At 45.2% G+C, this 19824-nt stretch carries 17 protein-coding genes and 1 tRNA gene; 15 read left to right on the forward strand and 3 right to left on the reverse strand.

Features of this window, described 5'->3' with window-relative positions; translation table 11 throughout:
- The 10 genes from WB308_RS05175 to WB308_RS05220 are packed head-to-tail and all read left to right on the forward strand — an operon-like array spanning position 1 to position 14596.
- Positions 1–2253, forward strand: a complete 2253-nt coding sequence (locus WB308_RS05175) for a 2Fe-2S iron-sulfur cluster-binding protein (protein WP_424189668.1) — start codon at positions 1–3, stop codon at positions 2251–2253.
- Entirely contained in the window at positions 2250–4736 is a 2487-nt protein-coding gene (locus tag WB308_RS05180) for an NADH-quinone oxidoreductase subunit G (RefSeq protein WP_424189670.1), read from the forward strand. The genes WB308_RS05175 and WB308_RS05180 overlap by 4 nt, the downstream gene beginning before the upstream one ends.
- Positions 4737–4739: 3 nt before the next feature.
- Positions 4740–5729, forward strand: a complete 990-nt coding sequence (gene nuoH, locus WB308_RS05185; protein WP_424189672.1) for an NADH-quinone oxidoreductase subunit NuoH — start codon at positions 4740–4742, stop codon at positions 5727–5729.
- A 12-nt stretch (positions 5730–5741) separates the two neighbouring features.
- Positions 5742–6365 carry an NADH-quinone oxidoreductase subunit NuoI gene (nuoI, locus tag WB308_RS05190; RefSeq protein WP_424189674.1) on the forward strand — a complete coding sequence of 208 codons (624 nt, stop codon included), beginning with the start codon at positions 5742–5744 and terminating at the stop codon, positions 6363–6365.
- A gap of 11 nt (positions 6366–6376) precedes the next feature.
- On the forward strand, positions 6377–6955 hold the full coding sequence (locus tag WB308_RS05195; protein ID WP_424189676.1) for an NADH-quinone oxidoreductase subunit J: 579 nt from the start codon (positions 6377–6379) through the stop codon (positions 6953–6955).
- On the forward strand, positions 6955–7260 hold the full coding sequence (gene nuoK / locus WB308_RS05200) for an NADH-quinone oxidoreductase subunit NuoK (protein WP_015652679.1): 306 nt from the start codon (positions 6955–6957) through the stop codon (positions 7258–7260). Before WB308_RS05195 ends, nuoK begins: the two co-directional genes overlap by 1 nt.
- Positions 7261–7263: 3 nt before the next feature.
- Positions 7264–9150, forward strand: coding sequence for an NADH-quinone oxidoreductase subunit L (gene nuoL, locus WB308_RS05205; RefSeq protein WP_424189678.1), 1887 nt, complete (start codon positions 7264–7266; stop codon positions 9148–9150).
- A gap of 9 nt (positions 9151–9159) precedes the next feature.
- Entirely contained in the window at positions 9160–10707 is a 1548-nt protein-coding gene (locus tag WB308_RS05210; RefSeq protein WP_424189680.1) for an NADH-quinone oxidoreductase subunit M, read from the forward strand.
- Positions 10707–12212, forward strand: coding sequence for an NADH-quinone oxidoreductase subunit NuoN (gene nuoN / locus WB308_RS05215; RefSeq protein ID WP_424189682.1), 1506 nt, complete (start codon positions 10707–10709; stop codon positions 12210–12212). Before WB308_RS05210 ends, nuoN begins: the two co-directional genes overlap by 1 nt.
- Positions 12213–12235: 23 nt before the next feature.
- Positions 12236–14596: a DUF7494 domain-containing protein gene (locus WB308_RS05220; protein WP_424189684.1), complete on the forward strand. Its 2361-nt coding sequence runs from the start codon at positions 12236–12238 to the stop codon at positions 14594–14596.
- Here WB308_RS05220 and miaA read toward each other — a convergent pair.
- A complete protein-coding gene (gene miaA / locus WB308_RS05225; RefSeq protein ID WP_424189686.1) occupies positions 14588–15484 on the reverse strand; it encodes a tRNA (adenosine(37)-N6)-dimethylallyltransferase MiaA in 897 nt (298 codons plus the stop codon). The genes WB308_RS05220 and miaA overlap by 9 nt on opposite strands.
- Before the next feature lie 137 nt (positions 15485–15621).
- On the opposite strand from miaA, the gene mqnP reads away from it, so the two are divergent.
- The 4 genes from mqnP (at position 15622) to WB308_RS05245 (ending at position 17649) form a co-directional block, all read left to right on the forward strand.
- Positions 15622–16482, forward strand: a complete 861-nt coding sequence (mqnP, locus tag WB308_RS05230) for a menaquinone biosynthesis prenyltransferase MqnP (RefSeq protein ID WP_424189688.1) — start codon at positions 15622–15624, stop codon at positions 16480–16482.
- 5 nt (positions 16483–16487) lie between these two features.
- Complete coding sequence (locus WB308_RS05235; protein ID WP_424189690.1) at positions 16488–17000, forward strand: hypothetical protein; 513 nt, start codon at positions 16488–16490, stop codon at positions 16998–17000.
- Positions 16997–17512 (forward strand): hypothetical protein, encoded by a 516-nt coding sequence (locus WB308_RS05240; protein WP_424189692.1) that lies wholly within the window; start codon positions 16997–16999, stop codon positions 17510–17512. Before WB308_RS05235 ends, WB308_RS05240 begins: the two co-directional genes overlap by 4 nt.
- Before the next feature lie 60 nt (positions 17513–17572).
- Positions 17573–17649, forward strand: a tRNA-Arg gene (locus tag WB308_RS05245).
- A gap of 229 nt (positions 17650–17878) precedes the next feature.
- Here WB308_RS05245 and rsfS read toward each other — a convergent pair.
- A complete protein-coding gene (rsfS, locus tag WB308_RS05250) occupies positions 17879–18208 on the reverse strand; it encodes a ribosome silencing factor (RefSeq protein ID WP_424189694.1) in 330 nt (109 codons plus the stop codon).
- Positions 18205–18738 carry a nicotinate (nicotinamide) nucleotide adenylyltransferase gene (gene nadD, locus WB308_RS05255; RefSeq protein ID WP_424189696.1) on the reverse strand — a complete coding sequence of 178 codons (534 nt, stop codon included), beginning with the start codon at positions 18736–18738 and terminating at the stop codon, positions 18205–18207. The genes rsfS and nadD overlap by 4 nt, the downstream gene beginning before the upstream one ends.
- Positions 18739–18815: 77 nt before the next feature.
- On the opposite strand from nadD, the gene gap reads away from it, so the two are divergent.
- The gene (gene gap, locus WB308_RS05260; protein WP_424189698.1) at positions 18816–19820 is read left to right on the forward strand and encodes a type I glyceraldehyde-3-phosphate dehydrogenase; all 1005 of its coding nucleotides are present in this window, start codon (positions 18816–18818) and stop codon (positions 19818–19820) included.
- Positions 19821–19824 lie beyond the last annotated feature (4 nt).

Genomic DNA, 19824 nt, shown 5'->3' on the forward strand with positions numbered 1-19824 from the left:
ATGATCAATTTTACGATTAACGGCCAGCCCGTCATAGCAAATAAAGGGGAAACGATTCTTCAAGCGGCACGTAAAGCGGGGTTTTATATCCCGACAATGTGTTATTTGGAGAAAACGACTCCGTGTGCATCATGCCGATTATGTGTAGTCGAAACCGATAAAACCGATGGTTTGATTCTCAGCTGCCAAACTCCGCCGACGGAAGGGTTAGGTGTAATGATTAATTCAGAGCGCCTTGAGCAAGAACGAACGAATATTATGCGTCTTTATGATGTCAATCATCCATTAGAATGCGGTGTGTGTGACAAATCGGGAGCGTGTGATCTTCAAAACAAAACCTTGGAATTCGGGGTTTCGGCTCAGCACTTTAGCGCTAAAGATCAGCACCGCACAATCGAGCATTGGGGTCTGATCAATTATGATCCATCACTTTGTATCTTATGCGAAAAATGTGTTCACGTTTGTAATGAGATTATCGGTGACGATGCGATTACCCTTCAGTTTGGAGGGTATAAGTCAGCCGTTATTCCAAAGAACAGCGATGCACTTGATTGTACGTTCTGCGGTGAATGTATCGCGGTGTGCCCGGTCGGTGCCTTGGTGAGTTCAGAATTCCAATACAGTGCCAATGCGTGGGAACTGGCGCAAGTACCGGCTACGTGTGCCCATTGTTCCGCAGGATGTTCACTGATGTATGAAGTAAAACATACATCGACATCGAATGCTAATGATCGTATCTATCGGGTAACGAACGATTTTGAACATACAACCCTTTGCGGTGCGGGACGTTTTGGATTTGATTTTAATCACCAAAGTGAAAAAGATTCAGCAGAATTTTCAAAAGCAGTTACGGCTATTCAAAAAGCCGATGCGATCCGATTCAATTCATTGATTACCAATGAAGAGGCAATGATTCTTCAACGTCTCAAAGAAAAGCTGGGAGTTAAACTCTACAACGAAGAGGCGCGGGCTTATCAGAATTTTATGAGTGCTTATAGCTCTATCAGCGGAAAAACGGGATTCGGCGGAAGCCTGGACGCGATTTCTCAGAGTGATGCGATTATTGTGATGGGGGGACGTATTTCGACCGACAATCCGGCGGTTCGTTATGCAATGACCACTGCAGCACGCCATAACGGTGCAAAAGTTGTATACATGCATCCCCTTGAAGATGAGCTGCTTCAAAACGTTGTAACGCAGTTTGTTAAATACGAAGTAGGAACGGAAGAGGGCGTCGTAGCTATGTTGGCTAAAACGCTTCTCAGCCATGAGGATATCAGCGAGGAGGTTCGTGCGTATTTCGACGGACTCGATGAAGGGTATTTGTGTGCAGAGAGCAATGTCGGCGATGAAGAATATGCCCGTCTTGCCAAATCGATCGTCCGTTCAAAACGCAAAACCCTTGTTCTCGGAAGCGATTTGTTGCATCATAACCGCGCAATGAATATTGCACGGTTGTGTGCGATGATCGAAACCTATACAGAATTTTCGGTTGTCGTCGTTGCTCCGAGCGTCAATACGGTCGGGGTATCTTTGATCTGTGCTTTGGATCTTGATAACGGCGGTGATCGTGTTGTCGGTTACAATGCAGCAGGGGATTACACCATGGGCTCCATCGGTGAAACGATGCTTAAACTCCCGGCGCTTAATTCGCAAGAGGGGACATTTGTCAATATCAATTATCAGGTATTACCAACCAATGTAGCGGTTGCATTTCGCGGATATACCCTTAACGATCTTGCGAATGAGCTTGGGGTGATTGCACAGCACACGGTTGATTATACGGCTGCGCTTCCGATTACTAAAGGTTTTAATGGCTCATCTTTCGATGATCTGGGGAATTTTTACACTCCATTGGGTGAAGATACTCGAGGATACCTTCTTGAAAATAGTGATGTTGAAGCCAGCGGCATACTCGAAGAGATTGAAGATCTACCGGAGTTTAACGGCACGGTGGTTTACCGCTGCAACCCGGTGAATCAGTTCAACGGCTATACCGCTCGTACGAGGCAGCTTGAAAAAGAGGCAACATTGCGTGGTTCAGCCCAATTTGCCGCTGCCGCAAAAATCGGTGATGGTGATAAAATCCACATTGAGTTTTCCGGGGAGAGACAAGAAAGGGTCTTTAAGCTTGATTCTGGACTTAAAGGGACAATCGCATTGATCCCGGCATACGATGTTGCATACGGGACATTGAATGAACAATACCGCTTTGAAAAGGTGAAAATTATGAAAATGGGGAGTGAATCATGAATGAAATCACGGTAACCATAGACGGTAGGGCGATTCAGACGCAAGAGGGCGAGTATATCCTGAATGCGGCACGTGCAAACGGGATCTTTATTCCGGCTATTTGTTATCTGACACGATGTTCGCCGACGTTGGCATGTCGTATTTGTCTGGTAGAAGCAGACGGCAAACAAGTGTATGCGTGTAATGCAAAAGCCAAAGAGGGGATGAATATTACGACGACAACTCCGAACATCGAAGCGGAACGCCGCGCGATCATGGAGGTTTACGACGTTAATCACCCACTTGAATGCGGTGTGTGCGATCAATCCGGGGAGTGTGAACTGCAAAACTACACCCTTGAAATCGGTGTCGATTCACAAAGCTATTCGATTAAAGACACACATAAACCGGCACAAGACTGGGGATTGATCCATTATGATCCGGCATTGTGTATTATGTGTGAGCGTTGTATTACCGTGTGTAAAGATATGATCGGGGATGCGGCACTTTCTACCGTTGCACGCGGTTCAGAACCAATCGAAGCGGCGTTTAAAGAGTCGATGCCAAAAGACGCCTATGCGATGTGGAACAAACTCAATAAATCGCTTATCGCTCCGAATGCGGGAGATACCCTTGATTGTACAAATTGCGGTGAGTGTACCGCAGTATGTCCGGTCGGGGCATTGGTAAGCAGTGATTATCAGTACACGTCAAATGCATGGGAGCATAAACAAATCCCGGCAACGTGTGCCCATTGTTCGGCAGGGTGTCAGCTTAGCTACGATATCAAACACACCTCTATTGAAAACCCGGAAAATAAAATCTACCGTGTTAAAAATGAGTGGAACTACGTATCTTTGTGCGGTGCGGGACGCTACGGGTATGACTTTGAAAATCGCAATGTGACCAAAGATGCCGCAGCATTCGAAGCGGCTATCGCTGCATTCAAAAAAGCCGATGGGATCGCGTTTACTTCGACCATCACTAACGAAGAAGCATTGATTTTACAACGGCTTAAAGAGAAATACGGCTATCGCCTTATTAACGAAGAGGCTCGTGCATTCAAAAATTTCTTGAACGCTTACAGTACGGTAAGTGCAAAATCTCTTTACGGCGGAGATTTGGGTGAAGTACATGCTTCGGATTTTGTTGTTTCCATCGGAAGTGCATTGAAAACCGATAATCCGAATGCCCGTTTTGCCATGAATAATGCGTTGTCGATGAACAAAGGGGCGGGATTGTATTTCCACCCGATCAACGACCCGATCATCGCAGATATGTCCAAAAACGTCACACAGTTCAACCATGCGCCGATGATGGAAGAGGCGGCACTGTATCTGATGCTCGATCTTTTCGGAGATAAAGCCGCTATGCCATCAGAGGTGACAGAATATTTAGCAACTTTTCATTCGACGAAAACAGTAACCGTCGAAGAGACAGTCGATGAAAAGGTGACCGAAACCGTTGTTAAAAAAGTCCTCAATGAGGAAACGGGTGTTGAAGAAGAGGTAAGCGAAGAGGTTACCAAAACGATCAAGAAAAAAGTCTCTAAAGAGGTTGACGTCGATGTCAATGCTTTCTACGAGCTTTTGAATGCTCCGGCAGGGTTTAGCGATACTTTGACTAAATATTTGGCGAAAAAAGAGCGTTTTTCATTGATGGTTGGACCGGATCTTTATTCCCATCCTAACGCTGAAAATTGTGCCCGTCTTGTTGCCTTGATTGAAAAATACACGGCGTTTAGTGTTACGATGATCCCAAATCTTGCCAATACCCTCGGTGTGGCAATGATATGTGATTTGGACGCTGAGGGTGGAAGTTACACAATCGGTTACAACAGAGCGGGTGATTTCACCCTTAGCGCTCTTGGGAACGGTGATTTGGATATGCCGGCCCTTAACCAGCAGGAAGGGACACTCACCGGTATCGACAAGCGCGTCAATCCGACCAATGCGGCACTTGGCTACGGCGGATATGTGCTCAATGATATTGCCAACGCATTGGGGATCACTGCGGAGTTTACCGTTGATTACACGGCACAGCTTCCGGCTGCTGCGGGATTTAAAAATATAGAATTCGATACCCTTCCAAATCACTACACCAACAGCGGTGAAGAGGTTCGCGGTTACCGTCTCGATGTTCAGAGCGTTACTGTGAGCGGCAATGAGAGTGTTATTCCGTTTGATGCCAATGCAGCGATAAAAGAGAAAGTTGTTTACATGGCGAATCCGGTTCTCCAATTTTCACCGTTTACGGCGCGTGCTCATCAACTTCAAGAAAATGGAGGTCTTTATGTCTCTAAATCGTGTATGGAATCTAACGGTTGGAACGAAGGGGACCGTGTCTCTGTCAAAACAGCGCGCGGTGAGCTAAGCGTATCAATTATCAAAGATGGTAAAATTGAGGGAGATATTGTCTATCTTCCGACATTTGATACCGCTATCAATTCTGAGGCACTGTTTGACGGTTACCGTTTTACGTGCGTATCAATTCAAAAGGTGTAAAGCATGGATGTAGCATTTATCATCGAAACGATTGTAAAAATCGTCGTAATCTTGTTAATCTTCTCAGCGCTCGCAGGTCTTGGTACCTATTTTGAGCGTAAAGTGCTGGCGTTCATGCAACGCCGTTTGGGGCCGATGCACGTCGGGCCGTTCGGTTTGCTCCAGGTTGCGGCGGATGGGATTAAACTCTTCACCAAAGAGGATATTATCCCGCAAAACGTCGTTAAGCCGATTTTTAAAATCGCTCCTGTGATTACGGCGGCAACAGCATTTATGGCTTCTGCGGCGATTCCATTTTGGCCTCAGTTTACCGTTATGGGATATACCGTCCATCCGATCGTTGCTGATATCAATGTCGGTATCCTCTATGTTTTAGGGGTTATGGCAATTGGATTGTACGGACCGCTCCTTGGGGGTATGGCATCCGCGAATAAATGGTCGTTGATCTCAGCGGCTCGTAGTGCGGCGATTTTTATTTCCTATGAGGTCATTACGGGACTCTCTTTGTTGGCACCGTTGATGATGGTGGGTTCATTGTCATTGATTGACATTAATAACTACCAAGCCGGCGGAATCAGCCACTGGATCGTATGGTCACAACCGGTAGCATTTATCCTTTTCTGGATTGCCGCATTCGCTGAAACAGGTCGTACACCGTTTCACTTGGTGGCGAACGACCATGAAATCATCGACGGTTTCGGTACGGAATATTCGGGTATGCGCTGGGGTCTTTTCTTTATCGGTGAGTACGCGAATATGTTCTTTATCTCGTTTGTAATCGCAATTATCTTCTTGGGTGGTTTTGGTGACGGTACTATTGCTGGAGCGATTCAGCTCTTGTTGAAAGTAGCGTTTTTCTTTTTCTTTTTCCTCTGGACTCGTGCTGCATGGCCGGATGTTCGACCTGACCAATTGATGTGGTTGTGTTGGAAAGTATTAATGCCGATTGCGGTGATCAACATTGTTGTCACCGGTATCGTGATGATGTTCTAAGGAGGTTGGGTTATGCATCATGAAGAACCATTTACGAATCGTAATGTGAGCGAGTCATCTGCTTACTATTACGTCGATATCGAAACCTATCCGACTGCAGGATGGGATAAGTTTAAGCAAGTTATGAAGCGGACATTTAACGGAGAACTCTTTGTAGGACTTTGGGTAGTATTGCGTGAGATGATCAAATTTGACATCCATACAGTTCAATATCCCCTTGAAAAACTTCCTATTGGTCCTCGTTACCGTGCGGTGCATAAACTGCTCCGTTTGTGGGAGTCAGGGTATGAGCGCTGTATCGGATGCGGATTGTGCGAAAAAATCTGTATTTCTGATTGTATCCGTATGGACACGCGTATCGATGAGAACAGCCGCAAAGAGGTTACCGAGTACAGCATCAATCTGGGTCGCTGTATTTTTTGCGGATACTGCGCCGAAGTGTGTCCGGAACTTGCGATTGTTCACGGACAACGTTACGAAAACGGTTCCGAACAACGTGCCCATTTCGTGATCAAAGACGATATGCTAACCCCTCTTGATCTGCTTAAAGCGGGCGAGCAGGCAGAATACCCAGGCTTCGGAGCCATCATCCCAGGAAGCGACGCGTCGGTCAAAAAGACCCCGTTGGCGTATTAAGGAGTCAAAGTATGTTTGAAGCAATCGCTTTTTATCTGTTTGCGGCGCTCACAATCGTGATGTTTACCATTACCGTTATGACGAGCCAAGCGCTTTATGCGATTACCGCAATGGCGGCAGGGATGATTTTCATCTCGGCATTTTTCTTTATTTTGGGTGCCGACTTTTTGGGTGCGATCCAAATTATCGTTTATACAGGCGCGGTTATGGCATTGTACGCGTTTGGTATGATGTTTTTTGATACAACCCGTAATGTGGTTGAAAAACGGACCAATCCTCAAATCGTATTTGTTCTTGGGGTGTTGGCAGCGGTCATGGTTGTAGCCATTTTTGTTGCTCCAATCGTGTCCAATAATATTCAAGCTCTTTATCCGATTCAAGAAGGGATCGGAAACTCCCAAGCGGTGGGTATGGTTCTCTTTACGAAATACCTTGTCCCTTTTGAACTTGCAGCGGTTATGTTGTTGGTTGCGATGATCGGGGGAATTGTTCTGGCCGGTAAGAAAATGGACCGCTCATTGACCTTGATGGCTGAAGAAGAGATCGGATTGATGGACGAAAGTTATGAACCAAAAGCAGGGGGACACTGATGGAAGTTACACTCACCCATTATCTTGTTTTGTCGACGATTTTATTCGCGATCGGTTTGATCGGGGTTATGCGTCGTAAAAATCTCTTGATGCTCTTTTTTGCAACCGAGATTTTACTCAACGCAACCAATATCGCATTCGCGGCGATCTCTCACTATATCGGTGATTTGAGCGGCCAAATGTTTGCGTTTTTTATTATCGCAATTGCGGCATCTGAAGTGGCGATCGGGCTGGGTCTGCTCATCGTATGGTACAAACGTACCGGTAAGATCGACCTAGATCAAATGAATTCAATGCGAGGATAGGCTATGGAACTCTATTTATATATTGCACTCTTTGCTCCGCTGGTAGGGTCGCTTTACGCTGCTCTTTTCAGTGGATCACCTAAATCGCAGCATGTCGGTATTGTGGCATCGGGATTACTTTTTACCTCATTTGTGAGCAGTGCTATTTTACTCACTTATGTCATGAGCGGGCATACGGTTCATGTTGAACTGATGACATGGATGGCAACAGGTGATCTGTATATTCCGTTTGGGTTTGTCGTCGACCAAGTCAGTGTCGTCATGATGATGGTGGTTACCGTTGTTTCCACGGTTGTCCATATCTACTCTATCGGTTACATGGATCACGATAAAGGATTCAACCGTTTCTTTTCATGGCTCTCCGCCTTCGTTTTCTCGATGATGGTACTTGTCATGAGTGACAACTTTGCCGGTCTTTTCATCGGATGGGAAGGGGTCGGTCTTTGTTCATGGGGACTCATCGGCTTTTGGTATCACAAAGAGTCAGCTACGTGGGCGGCAAACGAAGCGTTTATTATGAACCGTATCGCTGACCTTGGGATGTTGATCGGTATCTTCTTGATTTATTGGAATGTCGGTTCGCTTCAATACGATGTCGTATTTGCCGAAATCGGAAATCTTCCGATGGTGATCATTACGTGGATCGGTATTTTTCTCTTTATCGGTGCGATGGGTAAATCGGCGCAGTTTCCGTTGCATACATGGCTTGCCGATGCGATGGAAGGTCCGACTCCGGTTTCTGCATTGATCCACGCCGCGACGATGGTTACGGCAGGGGTATATTTGGTTGTCCGTGCTAACCCGATTTATGATTTGATCCCGAATGTCGGTATTTTCATCGCCAGCCTCGGTGCATTTGTGGCTCTTTTTGCCGCTTCGATGGCACTCGTAAATCGTGACATGAAACGTATCATTGCCTATTCTACTCTCTCTCAGTTGGGCTATATGTTCGTAGCGGCCGGTTTGGGTGCGTATTGGGTAGCCTTGTTCCATCTTATGGCGCACGCATTCTTTAAAGCATTGTTGTTCCTCGGTGCTGGTAACGTAATGCACGCGATGCACGATGAGCTTGATCCGTTTAAAATGGGTGGATTGCGCAAAGTGATGAAAGGGACATTTATTATGATGACCCTCGCTTCGGTTGCATTAGCGGGTATCTATCCGTTTGCCGGATTCTTTTCAAAAGATTTGATTTTGGAAGTCGGATTCGTTGAACACCATTATGTTATTTATACTGTATTGTTGTTGACTGCCGGTTTGACCGCTTTTTATTCTTTCCGTTTGGTTGCCTTGATTTTCCATGGTGAAGAGCGTTATAAACTTTTCGGAATTCATCCGCACGAAGCGTATAAATTTATGTTGGTGGCAATGTCTCCATTGTTAGTATTGGCTATTATTGCCGGTTCATTCAAAATGACCTACTACCAATTGGTAACCCATTTGCTCCCATCGACACAATATCATGTCCACAGCGAAATGACGTACTGGATAATGACGATCGGGACACAACTTTTTGTCATGCTTGCCATTGCGTTGGCGTACAAAAAATACAGTAATTGGAGCGGTGTGCCGGACGGTACCTCTAAAATGGAGAACCGTTTTTGCTACAAATTGCTATGGAACCAATATTACATTCCAAAATTTTACGATGAAGTTTTCTCGAAACCGTATTTAGAACTTTCAAAAATCGCGTGGAAACAGATTGATCTCAAAATCGTTGATGCAACGGTGGATGGAATTGCGAATGCAATCTACAAAACGGGTGAAAATACACGTGACATCCAAAACGGGAATCTCTCAACGATGCTTCGTTGGATGGTTGTCGGTTTGGTCGTTTTAGTGACGCTTGCCGTTGCCTTTACCGTTGGATACAACGCGGTCGGCGCTTAAGGAGTAATGATGATAGATCACATTTTAACGCTTTTAATTTTCTTCCCTGCATTGGCTGCAATGCTCGGGTTTGTCGTCGCCAAAGACAGTATGAGAGTCTACGGTATTGCCGTAGCATTCATTGAATTTGTCCTCTCTTTGTGGCTGTGGTATGCGTATGATCCGATGATTTCGGGGATGCAGTTTATGGAATCACTACCGTTGATTCCCGCTTTTGGTATCAATTACTTACTTGGTGTGGACGGAATTTCACTCTTTATTATTATCCTTTCGACGTTTTTTACCTTGATCGGTATTGCGTCGTTGACTGAAACACGCCGTTTGAAAGATTTGATTATTACGTTGTTGTTCCTTGAAATGACGATGGTGGGTGTATTCGCTGCGTTGGATGCCATCGTGTTTTATGTTTTCTGGGAACTTTCACTGGTTCCGATGCTTTATATCATCGGTGCATGGGGCGGACCATTGCGTATTTACGCGTCGATCAAGTTTTTCCTTTACACCTTTACGGGTTCATTGGTGATGTTGGTCGGTATGTTGTTTATGGCGTACTTCTATTACCAAGCGACAGGGCAATGGAGTTTCTCAATCCTTGAGTGGTATCGTTTGATTTTGCCGGAAAATTTCCAGTTGTGGTTGTTTGCCGCATTTTTCCTCGGTTTTGCTATTAAAGTTCCGATGTTTCCATTCCATACCTGGCTTCCGTACGCTCACGGTCAGGCACCGACCATCGGTTCGGTTATCTTGGCGGCCATTTTGCTTAAAATGGGAACCTATGCATTTGTCCGTTTTTCCTTGCCGTTGTTTCCGGACGCATCGGTGTTTTTCATGTTTCCGATTGCGATCATTGCGATCATTATGATCATCTACACGGCGATGGTGGCCTATGCGCAAGAGGATATAAAACAAGTCGTTGCCTACAGTTCGGTTTCGCATATGGGGGTTATTATCCTCGGTACGTTTGCATTGAACGTTGAAGGGGTAAGCGGATCGGTCTTTTTGATGCTGGCGCATGGGGTCGTCTCAGGGGCGCTGTTCTTGCTCGTCGGTGTCATTTATGATCGTCGTCATACGAAGATGATGTCGGAATTCGGCGGCCTTGCATCGGTTATGCCGCGTTATGCGACGATTTTCGGAATCATGATGATGGCATCGGTAGGTCTGCCGTTGACGATTAACTTTGTTGGGGAATTTTTGAGTCTCCTAGGTTTTTACAAACAGTCTCATATGTTGACTCTGACTGCCGGTGTCGCGATTATCGTCGGAGCAATCTATATGCTGGCAGCATACAAAAAAATGTTCTTTGGTAACGTTACGAACGAAGAGAACCGACATCTAAAAGATATTAACAAAACTGAATTGGTAGGACTTGTCCCTCTGGTTATCGTTGCCATTTGGTTGGGTGTTTATCCTAAACCGGTTTTGGAGCCGATCAACAACAGCGTCGAGTCGGTCATTCAACTGATGCATGATAAAGCGCAAAGTCCAGAAGCAAAAGCGCGTATTCCGAATCTTTCAGGTTCGAACGGGACCATTTCTATGCAGGAGGCGCACTAATGTTAGAGCCGATTAATATTTCGTTAGCGTCGCTTAATTTAGCGACTTTAGCTCCGATGCTCATTGCCATCGTCGGTGCGTTGGCAATTTTGGTGATCGATATGATGAAGGGTGGGCTGCACAAATCGTTGTACGTTATGATCAGCCTTTTGTTTTTACTCCTTGATTTGGGTGCGTTGGTCGATTTCGCAGGTGTTTTTCTCAAAAACGGAACCGTTTTGGGGTTCTTTGATGTGATGCTGATGGATGGGATTGCGATCCTTTCACAGATTATCATTGTTGTGGGGTCGATGCTTTTCATCCCCCTGGCATTGACGTCCAAACGTTTTCATGAGTACAACTATCCGGAGTACTTTGCTCTGTTCTTATTTATGATCGCGGGCTTCCAGTTTATGGTGGCAACGGACAACTTGATTCTGATTTTCGTCGGTCTTGAGACGGCATCGTTGGCTCTTTACACCCTTATCGCATTGCATAACCGTTCCAAATCATTTGAAGCGGCCGTGAAATATTTCACAATGGGTGCTTTGGCAGCGGGTTTCTATGCGTTTGGTTCGATGATCCTTTATGCGATCAGCGGTTCGGTTGAAATCAACCAAATTGCAACGGTATTGGCGGAAGATCATTACAGCAACATCGGTTACGTTCTCGTTTCCATGGCGTTTATGATTGCCGCATTCGGGTTTAAACTCTCGATGGTGCCGTTTCATACGTGGACACCGGACGTCTATGAGGGGTCATCCGCTGCATTGGCCGGGTACATGTCCATCGTCCCTAAAATCGCTGCATTTGTCGTGGCAATGCGTTTGTTCGAATTTTTAGTTCACAGCGGTGTCGTATGGCTTCAGGTGATCCTCTATATCGGGGTTGTCGTAACCATGACCGCTTCGAACATCTGGGCATTGGTACAAACCGATGTTAAGCGTATGTTAGCATACAGTTCGATATCTCATGCTGGCTTTGTTATGGCGGCGATTTTAATCGGTACGACTCAGGCCAATACGGGGCTCTTTTTATACTGGGCACTTTTTAGTTTTACCAACCTCGGTGCCTTTACGATGTTGTGGGTTAACCGTCAAAAAGATCTCCTTCCGGGGCAAAGTTCAGATCATCCGTATGAAAAATTCTCCGGTATGATTAAAACCATGCCGATGGGTGCGGTGATGATGGCGTTGTTTATGCTTTCATTGGCGGGAATCCCGCCGTTTGGTTTGTTCTGGGGGAAAATGTACATGATCGGTTCAGCCGTAAGTGCAGGATACACCGTATTGGCACTTATCATGGCCCTTAACTCGGCCATTGCGGGGTATTATTATCTCAAACTGATTGTCTTTATGTTTATGAAAGAGCCAAAAGTGGGGTACGAAAAGCTCTATTTTATGAATGCTTCACTGTCACTCAAAACGATTATCGGGATTGCGGTCGTCGGAACGATTTTTGCGGTGTTTGCAGTGAATCCTCTCTTGGAAGTTATTACGCTATTCGTGTATAATAGCGGCTATTAAAAGGGAAACAAAAGGGGGAAGGATTGAGATACTGGATAGCTCTTTGCTGCCTCTGGTTACCCCTGTGCGCATTGGAGCTTTCCGTCCAAAGCGGCAAAGAGGAGGGGGAGAAGTTTAGTATTCTCCATCTCCGCCACACCGTACCCTTTACCTGTCAAGCCACACAGGATGAATTTGGTGAGACAAAACGGATTGACTGCCGCTTTCCTACCCCTCCAAAACAGAATTTTTCTCCAATCGATAATCCCCTTTTACGGGTGAGTGCTGCTTCCTCATCGGAAGGGTACACGATCACGGTCCTTCCCAAATCAAAAATGAAATTGATACCGGTTGTTTTTGATCTCTCGAAAGAGTCGCAAACCTATCAATCTACTGTGAAAAAGGCAACACACTGGAGTGTCGTCGGATACCTTAAAACGCTTCCGCTGTTAAATCTCACCCCCCCCTCCTCTTCTGCGATTAATTTCCCGGTCAAAGTAAACAAAAATATCCATCCTTTTGTAGGGGGACTTGATCTTAAGGGAAATCCTATCAAAATTAAACGTGTTCAAGATGTAACGGAATACATGAATATGAAAAAAGCGTATGAAGCTAAAGATTACAACAAAGTCCGTGAACTGTCTGAATATGCCCTCAAAAATTATCCCAAGAGCGTCTTTAAAAATGAACTGATGCTCTATCAGATTCGTGCATTGCATCACGAAGATGAGCCTGAAAAGCTTATCGAAACCGGCAAAAAGTTTTTGAAGGATTATTCTTCGGATCCTAATGTTGCCGAGGTACTTGCCTATATGGCCAATGCTTATGGAAAAATCGGTCAGAATACCGATGCAGACTACTTTTTCGACCGCCTTTTTGATGAGCAATCAGAGAGCTCGTTTGCATCTTTGGGGATGATATATAAAGCAGAACAGCTTGAAAATTCGGGCAGTTCTACAAAAGCGGTACAGTTTTATCAACGAGCACTTAATACCAGCCGTGATAAAGCGATCGCTTCTAAAGCGGCATTTCGTCTCACGCAAATAGAGCTAAACAAAGGAGATACGAAAAAAGCAGCGCACTACATCGATAAAATCGTATCCGGAAATCCTGATTATTTGATAGAAGTGCGTGAAGATGCCATGATTATGGCAGAGACCTTTTTCAATCGAAATGATCCAAAAACCGCGATACGGATGACGGAAACTCTGTTGAAAAATACCGATAAAACTTCGTCGGATCATCCGAAACTGCTTAAAAATCTTGGGCTGCAGTTAGCTAAAGCCTCCAAGCGGAACGAAGCTCTTAAACGGTTTAATGAGTACCTTGATACGTACAAATACGGCGAATATGTCGAAGAGGTGCGGCGGGCCAAAGACGGCCTCTTTTTTGAAGAGGGGGACGAAAATACGACGGCACAGATCAAGAAGTACAATGATCTCATCGAGCGCTACGGCGACGACAGTGTCGGAAGAAAAGCACTCTATAAAAAAGCGCAGCTTCTGTTGAAAGAGAAAAAATATCAAGAGATATTGGATATGGAGAGTCCCCTTTATCGTTTGGATTCTACGGAATACCCTGATACGAATGCCCTTATTTCCAAAAGTGCCATTGGTTTGGAAAAATCATTGCTGAAAGAGGGAAAATGCAGTGAAGCACTTAGCCTGCAAAAAATGTATAAAATCAAGCTTCTTCCCGAATGGGATGAATCTCTTTTTAACTGCGCATTGAAAACAACGCAATACACAGCAGCTAAAAAAATTGCCCAAAGACATCTCAAATCCAAATCGATTCCGGAACGTCAGATATGGCTTTCGCGTATGGTGAAAACTCAGTTTGGGCTGGGTGAATACAAAGCTGCGATGAAGGGTGGGAAAGAACTTATTACCCTATTGGAGATAGAAAAAAATCCTCCGCTCAATGATATTTATCGGACAATGTATGATGCGGCACAGCGCGTGGATGATGCGGAAGGGATGATTCGACATATTAAATCAATCGAAAATGCCTATCCGAATAGTTTCAAGGACATTGAACGCTATACCCAAATGGTAAGTCTGGGACTCAAACGTAAAGATGAAGCAATGACACAGGCTTATGCCCGTAAAGTTGTTGCATTGCAAGAGCGGACGAAAACGTATACCCAAAGTCCTTACATCGAATTTACATTGGCACAGTCGTACCAGAATTTGGGGAAAGATGCCGACGCGTTGAAAATCTTAAAAACGCTGAATGCCCGAAAAATGACGAATGAAAAACGTTCGCGCCAGCACTATCTGATGGGTGCGATTGAGCAAAAATTAGGGCATAAACGTGAATCCCGTGATGCATTCAACGCCAGTATCAAGGCAGACAAAAACTCTGCATGGGGAAAACTAGCGAAAGACGCGCTAGGATTACTTTAAGAAAATTGCTTCTGCACAGGCAGAGAGTACTTCACTGCTTCCGCTTGCGGTCAACGTAAACTGATGGGCATTAAACGTCTGTTGCCGCTTTGCTAACTGTGCGGTATGCGTTGCAATGAGACGTATCAGCTCCTCTTTCATGATCTTACCATCCAAATATTCCAAAGTTTCGATTATTCCGATGGCTTTCATGCTGTTGGGGGCTCTTCCGTAGACCCGTTCCAGCTCGGCAACTTCATCGATCAATCCCTCCGCAACCATTTTGTGTGTCCGTAGGGCAATCCGTTCTCGCAAAAGCTCACGGTTTATTTGGAGATTTAATACGGAGCAGTCACGAATAATAGGTTTGGGAGGATGGGCACGAAACCATTCGGAGGGAGGCGTCTGTGTTTGTAAATAGATGAGGAGCATTTTTTCGATCCGGTAAGCATCGTTCTGGGTAATTTTTTGCATCGACAAAGGGTCGATTTCGCTCAGTAATTTGTAGCATTCCGACAAATCAGTCACCATAAGCTTGGTCTTTTGCAGGGTTTCAGGGGAGAAATCGGGGATTTCGGAAAGCCCTTCAATCATACTTTTGAGATAAAAACTGCTTCCACCGACGATGATGATATTTTTCTCTTCAGCTAATGCTTTTTCACGAATCCGGGAGTATTCACTGATAAAGGTAATTACGCTGGCATTTTCATCAGGGGTGAGGTGATTGATTCCGAAATGCTCGATGGTGGATAACTCTGATTTAGAGGGTTTTGCAGAGGCAATATCGATCTCTTTATAAATACTGAGCGAGTCGATTGAGAGGATCAGCGCATTATGGCGTTGCGCGAGATCCAATGCCAAATCACTTTTTCCGGATGCGGTGGAGCCGATTATTGCCAACTGTTTCATTAACAGTATTATACCCTGAAGTGTTTTTAGGATAAAATAAATAAAAACGTCATTCCCGCGTAAGCGGGAATCCAGCTAATCTTCAAGATGGATCCCCGGGTCAAGCCCGAGGATGACGAGGATTTCAAAGGGAATGTGTGAAACGATTGGCGAAAAAACTGCAAAATTTTAATGAGCTGGTGATGTTTCAGCACAGCGTCTTTTCACTCCCTTTTATCTTTATCGCAATGATTGTCGCTGCAAATGGGTGGTTTGGAATAAAGCTACTTATTTTGGGGGCACTGGCGGCGATCAGCGCACGTAATGCGGCGATGGGATTTAACCGCTATGTCGATCGTACTTTTGATGTTCGTAATCCCCGTACGGCCGGGCGTCCAAGTGTCGACGGGCGATTGGACGGACCTTCCATCGCCATTTTTACCGTTGTCAATGCACTTGTATTTATGGCGGTGGCTTATTTTATTAATGACCTCGCTTTTTATCTCAGTCTCCCCGTTTTGATCGTTTTACTCAGTTATTCCTATTTTAAGCGTTTTAGTTCGATGGCTCATCTTGTATTGGGCATTTCGCTCGGGCTGGCACCGATGGCCGGAGCGATTGCGGTAATGGGGAGTGTTCCGTTGTGGTCAATGTGGCTGAGTATCGGAGTGGTATTTTGGGTTGCGGGATTCGATCTGCTCTATTCGTTGCAGGATATGGAGTTTGACAAAACGAACGGATTGCATTCGATCCCATCACGATTTGGCAGCAGCGCGACACTCAAAATTTCGGCAGGATTTCATATCCTAACGGTCCTTTTTTGGGGGTTGTTTGTGAGTGCGGCGGAACTCGGAATATTCGGCAGTGCCGCGATTGTCTTTTCAGCAGTGATGCTTGCGTATGAACACGCACTGGTTCGTCGTGATTTTACACAGATTGATCGGGCATTTTTTACGGTAAACGGCTATTTGGGCTTTGTGTTTATCGGATTCATTATTTTAGACAAGGTAATAGCATGAGCGACGTGAGACTAGTCCCAACAAGTATGGATATCGTCTATGAGGAAGTAGGCGATAACATCGATAAATTTGAACGCGAATTTGATCAAATCAGCGAAAACGAAGAGAATTCTGTCGGACAGTTGATTAAACATGCCAAAATGCGTGGTGAAACAGATGAAAGTACTGTTTTAATGCTCAATGTCATGGCAGAGCTGTATCGAAAGATGGAAAAAATCGAACAACTGCTGAGTAACGGCGCATCAAAATATCTTCAACTCTCCTCCGAAGCACTTATCAAACATATCGGGCTGGAACATTTTAAGTTAAGTGCAGAGTGTTTGGAAGCCGGGAAAGATTATTACGGCCGACTTGAGATAGGGACATTCCCAAAACGGGAGATAGCGTTCTTTTTTGAAGCGGTAGAACCATCCTTGGCCAAAATAAAAAATATTCATCTACGGGATAGGGAAGCGTGGGAATATTATATGATGGCTTGTGAGCGGGCAATGATCCGCCAGATGAAAGGGCTTGAATGAATCATACAATCGAGATAGCACTGGTCGCCCTTGCCGTTTTGGTCGTGGGGATCATTTATTATGTGGTCACAAAAGAGAGTGAGGTTTCATCCCAAATTCGCTCGATTGCCAAAGCGGTTGAAGATTTGCATCGAGAGCTTTTTATGATGGATAAACGGTTGAAGCAGGAGTTGGAGATTATCACCTCGCTCCAAGAGAGTGTTCCGGTGTCTCAGCACTCGCTTCACGCTGAGCTTGGGCGTGAGGTCAATGAGATATCGGTTCCGATCTTGGAGTCATTGGGACAAATCGAAGGGAGCCTCAGCGCGTACAAAGAAAAGACGGAAAACCGTTTGCGTTATCTGGAAGAGCGAATCCGCAATCTTTCTTTGCCGACATCGATCAGCGGGTTGGATGACGAAAAAGTGATCAGCCGCTACAATCAGGGAATCGAAGTGGATGCAATCGCCAAAGAGTTGCGATTATCAAAAGCGGAAGTAGAATTTGTTCTGAAAATCAACCAGCTTCGCTAAAACTCAGGTTAATTGTTATTTAAGCTTATTGCGCTATAATTTCGTTCTCTTTAAAAAGATGCGTCCGTAGCTCAGCTGGATAGAGCACCGGTTTGCGGTACCGGCGGTCAGGGATTCGAATTCCTTCGGGCGCACCACTTACAAACACCGTAATCAAACTTTAAGCTACCCAAAATCAAACACACAAATTGCTTAAGAATCTACTCCCTCCCACTTTTACGCCTATTTTTCTTTTGTCATTCCTGCGAAGGCGGGAATCCAGCTTTATCTTATGGGATGGATCCCCGGGTCAAGCCCGAGGATGACAGGAATAAATTGACTGTGTAAGGTCAGTTAGCATGTTTTTTGAGGCAAAAGACTTTATTATTACTGCTTGTTTTTGCGTGCGGTAATTTCAGCCAAAAAGCTTTCCAAGTCGTATTTGACCCGGTATTGCGGCGTGAGGATGTGGATGAGGATGTCTCCCAAATCGATAGCCACCCAGTCGCCGCTCTCGTCAACATATAAAAATTGTTCCTCCGGTTTGAGCCCTTTTTTAAGGTGGTCAAGCAGAGCAAGCGTGTGGCGCTCACCCAATGATGATGCGAGGACAACGTAATCGGCGAAATAATCGCTACCTTGGAGGTCGAATACTTCAATCGCTTCGGCTTTATTTTGATCGAGAATAGCACTGATCTTTTCAATTCGTGGGTTCACTGGTGTTCCTTGTAATATGTAATAATCTTTTTTTCGATCTCCGGCTCCAATCCCAAAGGGCAAATGCAGGAACGAAAATCGGTTGAGCTGATCGGGACGTCGATGTTGAGCCGAATCATGTTTTCGGGAATAGGGATATCGCTTCGTGAAGCTACGACCCACTTCACCCTTGTATTCAGTTCATCATACCGGTGCCAACTCGAAAGCTTTTCGAGATTGTCGGCTCCGATGATGAGATAAAACTGATCGCACATCTTTGCGTAGTGTTTGAGCGTTTCGATGGTATAAACACTCCGCTCTTGAGAAATCTCAAAATCGCTGACGAAGACTTTTTCATCGTGTTTAAAAATTTCTTTTAACCACTCATAGCGTACCGCTCCGCTGGCGATGACAGAAGGTTTGAACGGATTGCGCCACGCGGGAACAATAATGAGCTTGTCGATCGGTAAAATCTCCAGCGCTCTTCTCACGATAGCAACATGTCCGGCATGAGGCGGGTCGAAACTTCCGCCATAGAGTGCAAGCTTCATAAGCCTTAACTTCTTTTAATCGAAATTATAACTGATTTTTGGTAAAATAACCCCTATTTTGTGTTTAGGATAAGGTGATGGGGCTGAAGATTGCTATTAACGGATTTGGCCGTATCGGTCGCTGTGTGACCCGTCTCATTGCTGCGCGGTGTGATGTGGAACTTGTTGCGATCAATGACATGGCTTCCATCGATATGATTCTCTATCTATTGCAAAATGATTCAGTGCATGGCTCTTTTGGTGTTGAGGCAGCAAAAGCGGAGGAAGGATACCTGCAAATCGGGAAAAACAGGGTTCGTATACTGTGCGAAAAAAATCCTGAAAACCTCGATTTGGGAGCATTGGGGGCGGAGGTTGTTTTTGAGTGCAGCGGTCTGTTTTTGACCGGAGCGCTTACAAAGCACCATTTGGAAAAAGGGGTCAAAAAAGTCATTTTGTCGGCTCCGACACAAGACAGTGCAATCCCTACCTTTGTATTGGGGGTTAACGAGCATTTGTATGCGGGAGAGAGTATTATCTCGAACGCTTCGTGCACGACGAATTGTTTGGGGCCGATTGCCAAAATTATTGATGAGGCATTCGGAATCGAAAAAGGGCTTATGACAACGATTCATGCTTATACCAACGGCCAAGCAATTATCGATTCGGCTCATGGGAGTGATATGCGGCGTTCGCGTGCGGCGGCGCTCAATATGATTCCTACCACTACCGGTGCGGCCAAAGCGATCAGTTTGGTACTCCCCTCTTTGGAAGGGAAACTGCATGGGCAAAGTGTCCGTGTTCCTACCCCTGATGTGTCGATGGTGGATTTGAATGTTGTGGTAGAACGTCGTACGAGCAAAGAGGAGATCAGCGCTCTTTTTAAAGCGTATGCCAAGAATCAGATGCAGGGGATTTTGGAAGTGGATGAGCGTTATCGTGTTTCGCAGGATTTTGTCGGTTCTTGTTTTAGTGCCACAGTGGCGGATGATTTGATACAAGTGATCGACGGGAATTTGATTAAAGTAATGGCATGGTACGATAACGAATGGGGCTATTCCAACCGTCTTATCGAAATGGCGTTGTTTATCAGTAAAAAATAAATTT

This window comes from Sulfuricurvum sp. (genome assembly GCF_049587615.1).
GTDB lineage: Bacteria > Campylobacterota > Campylobacteria > Campylobacterales > Sulfurimonadaceae > Sulfuricurvum.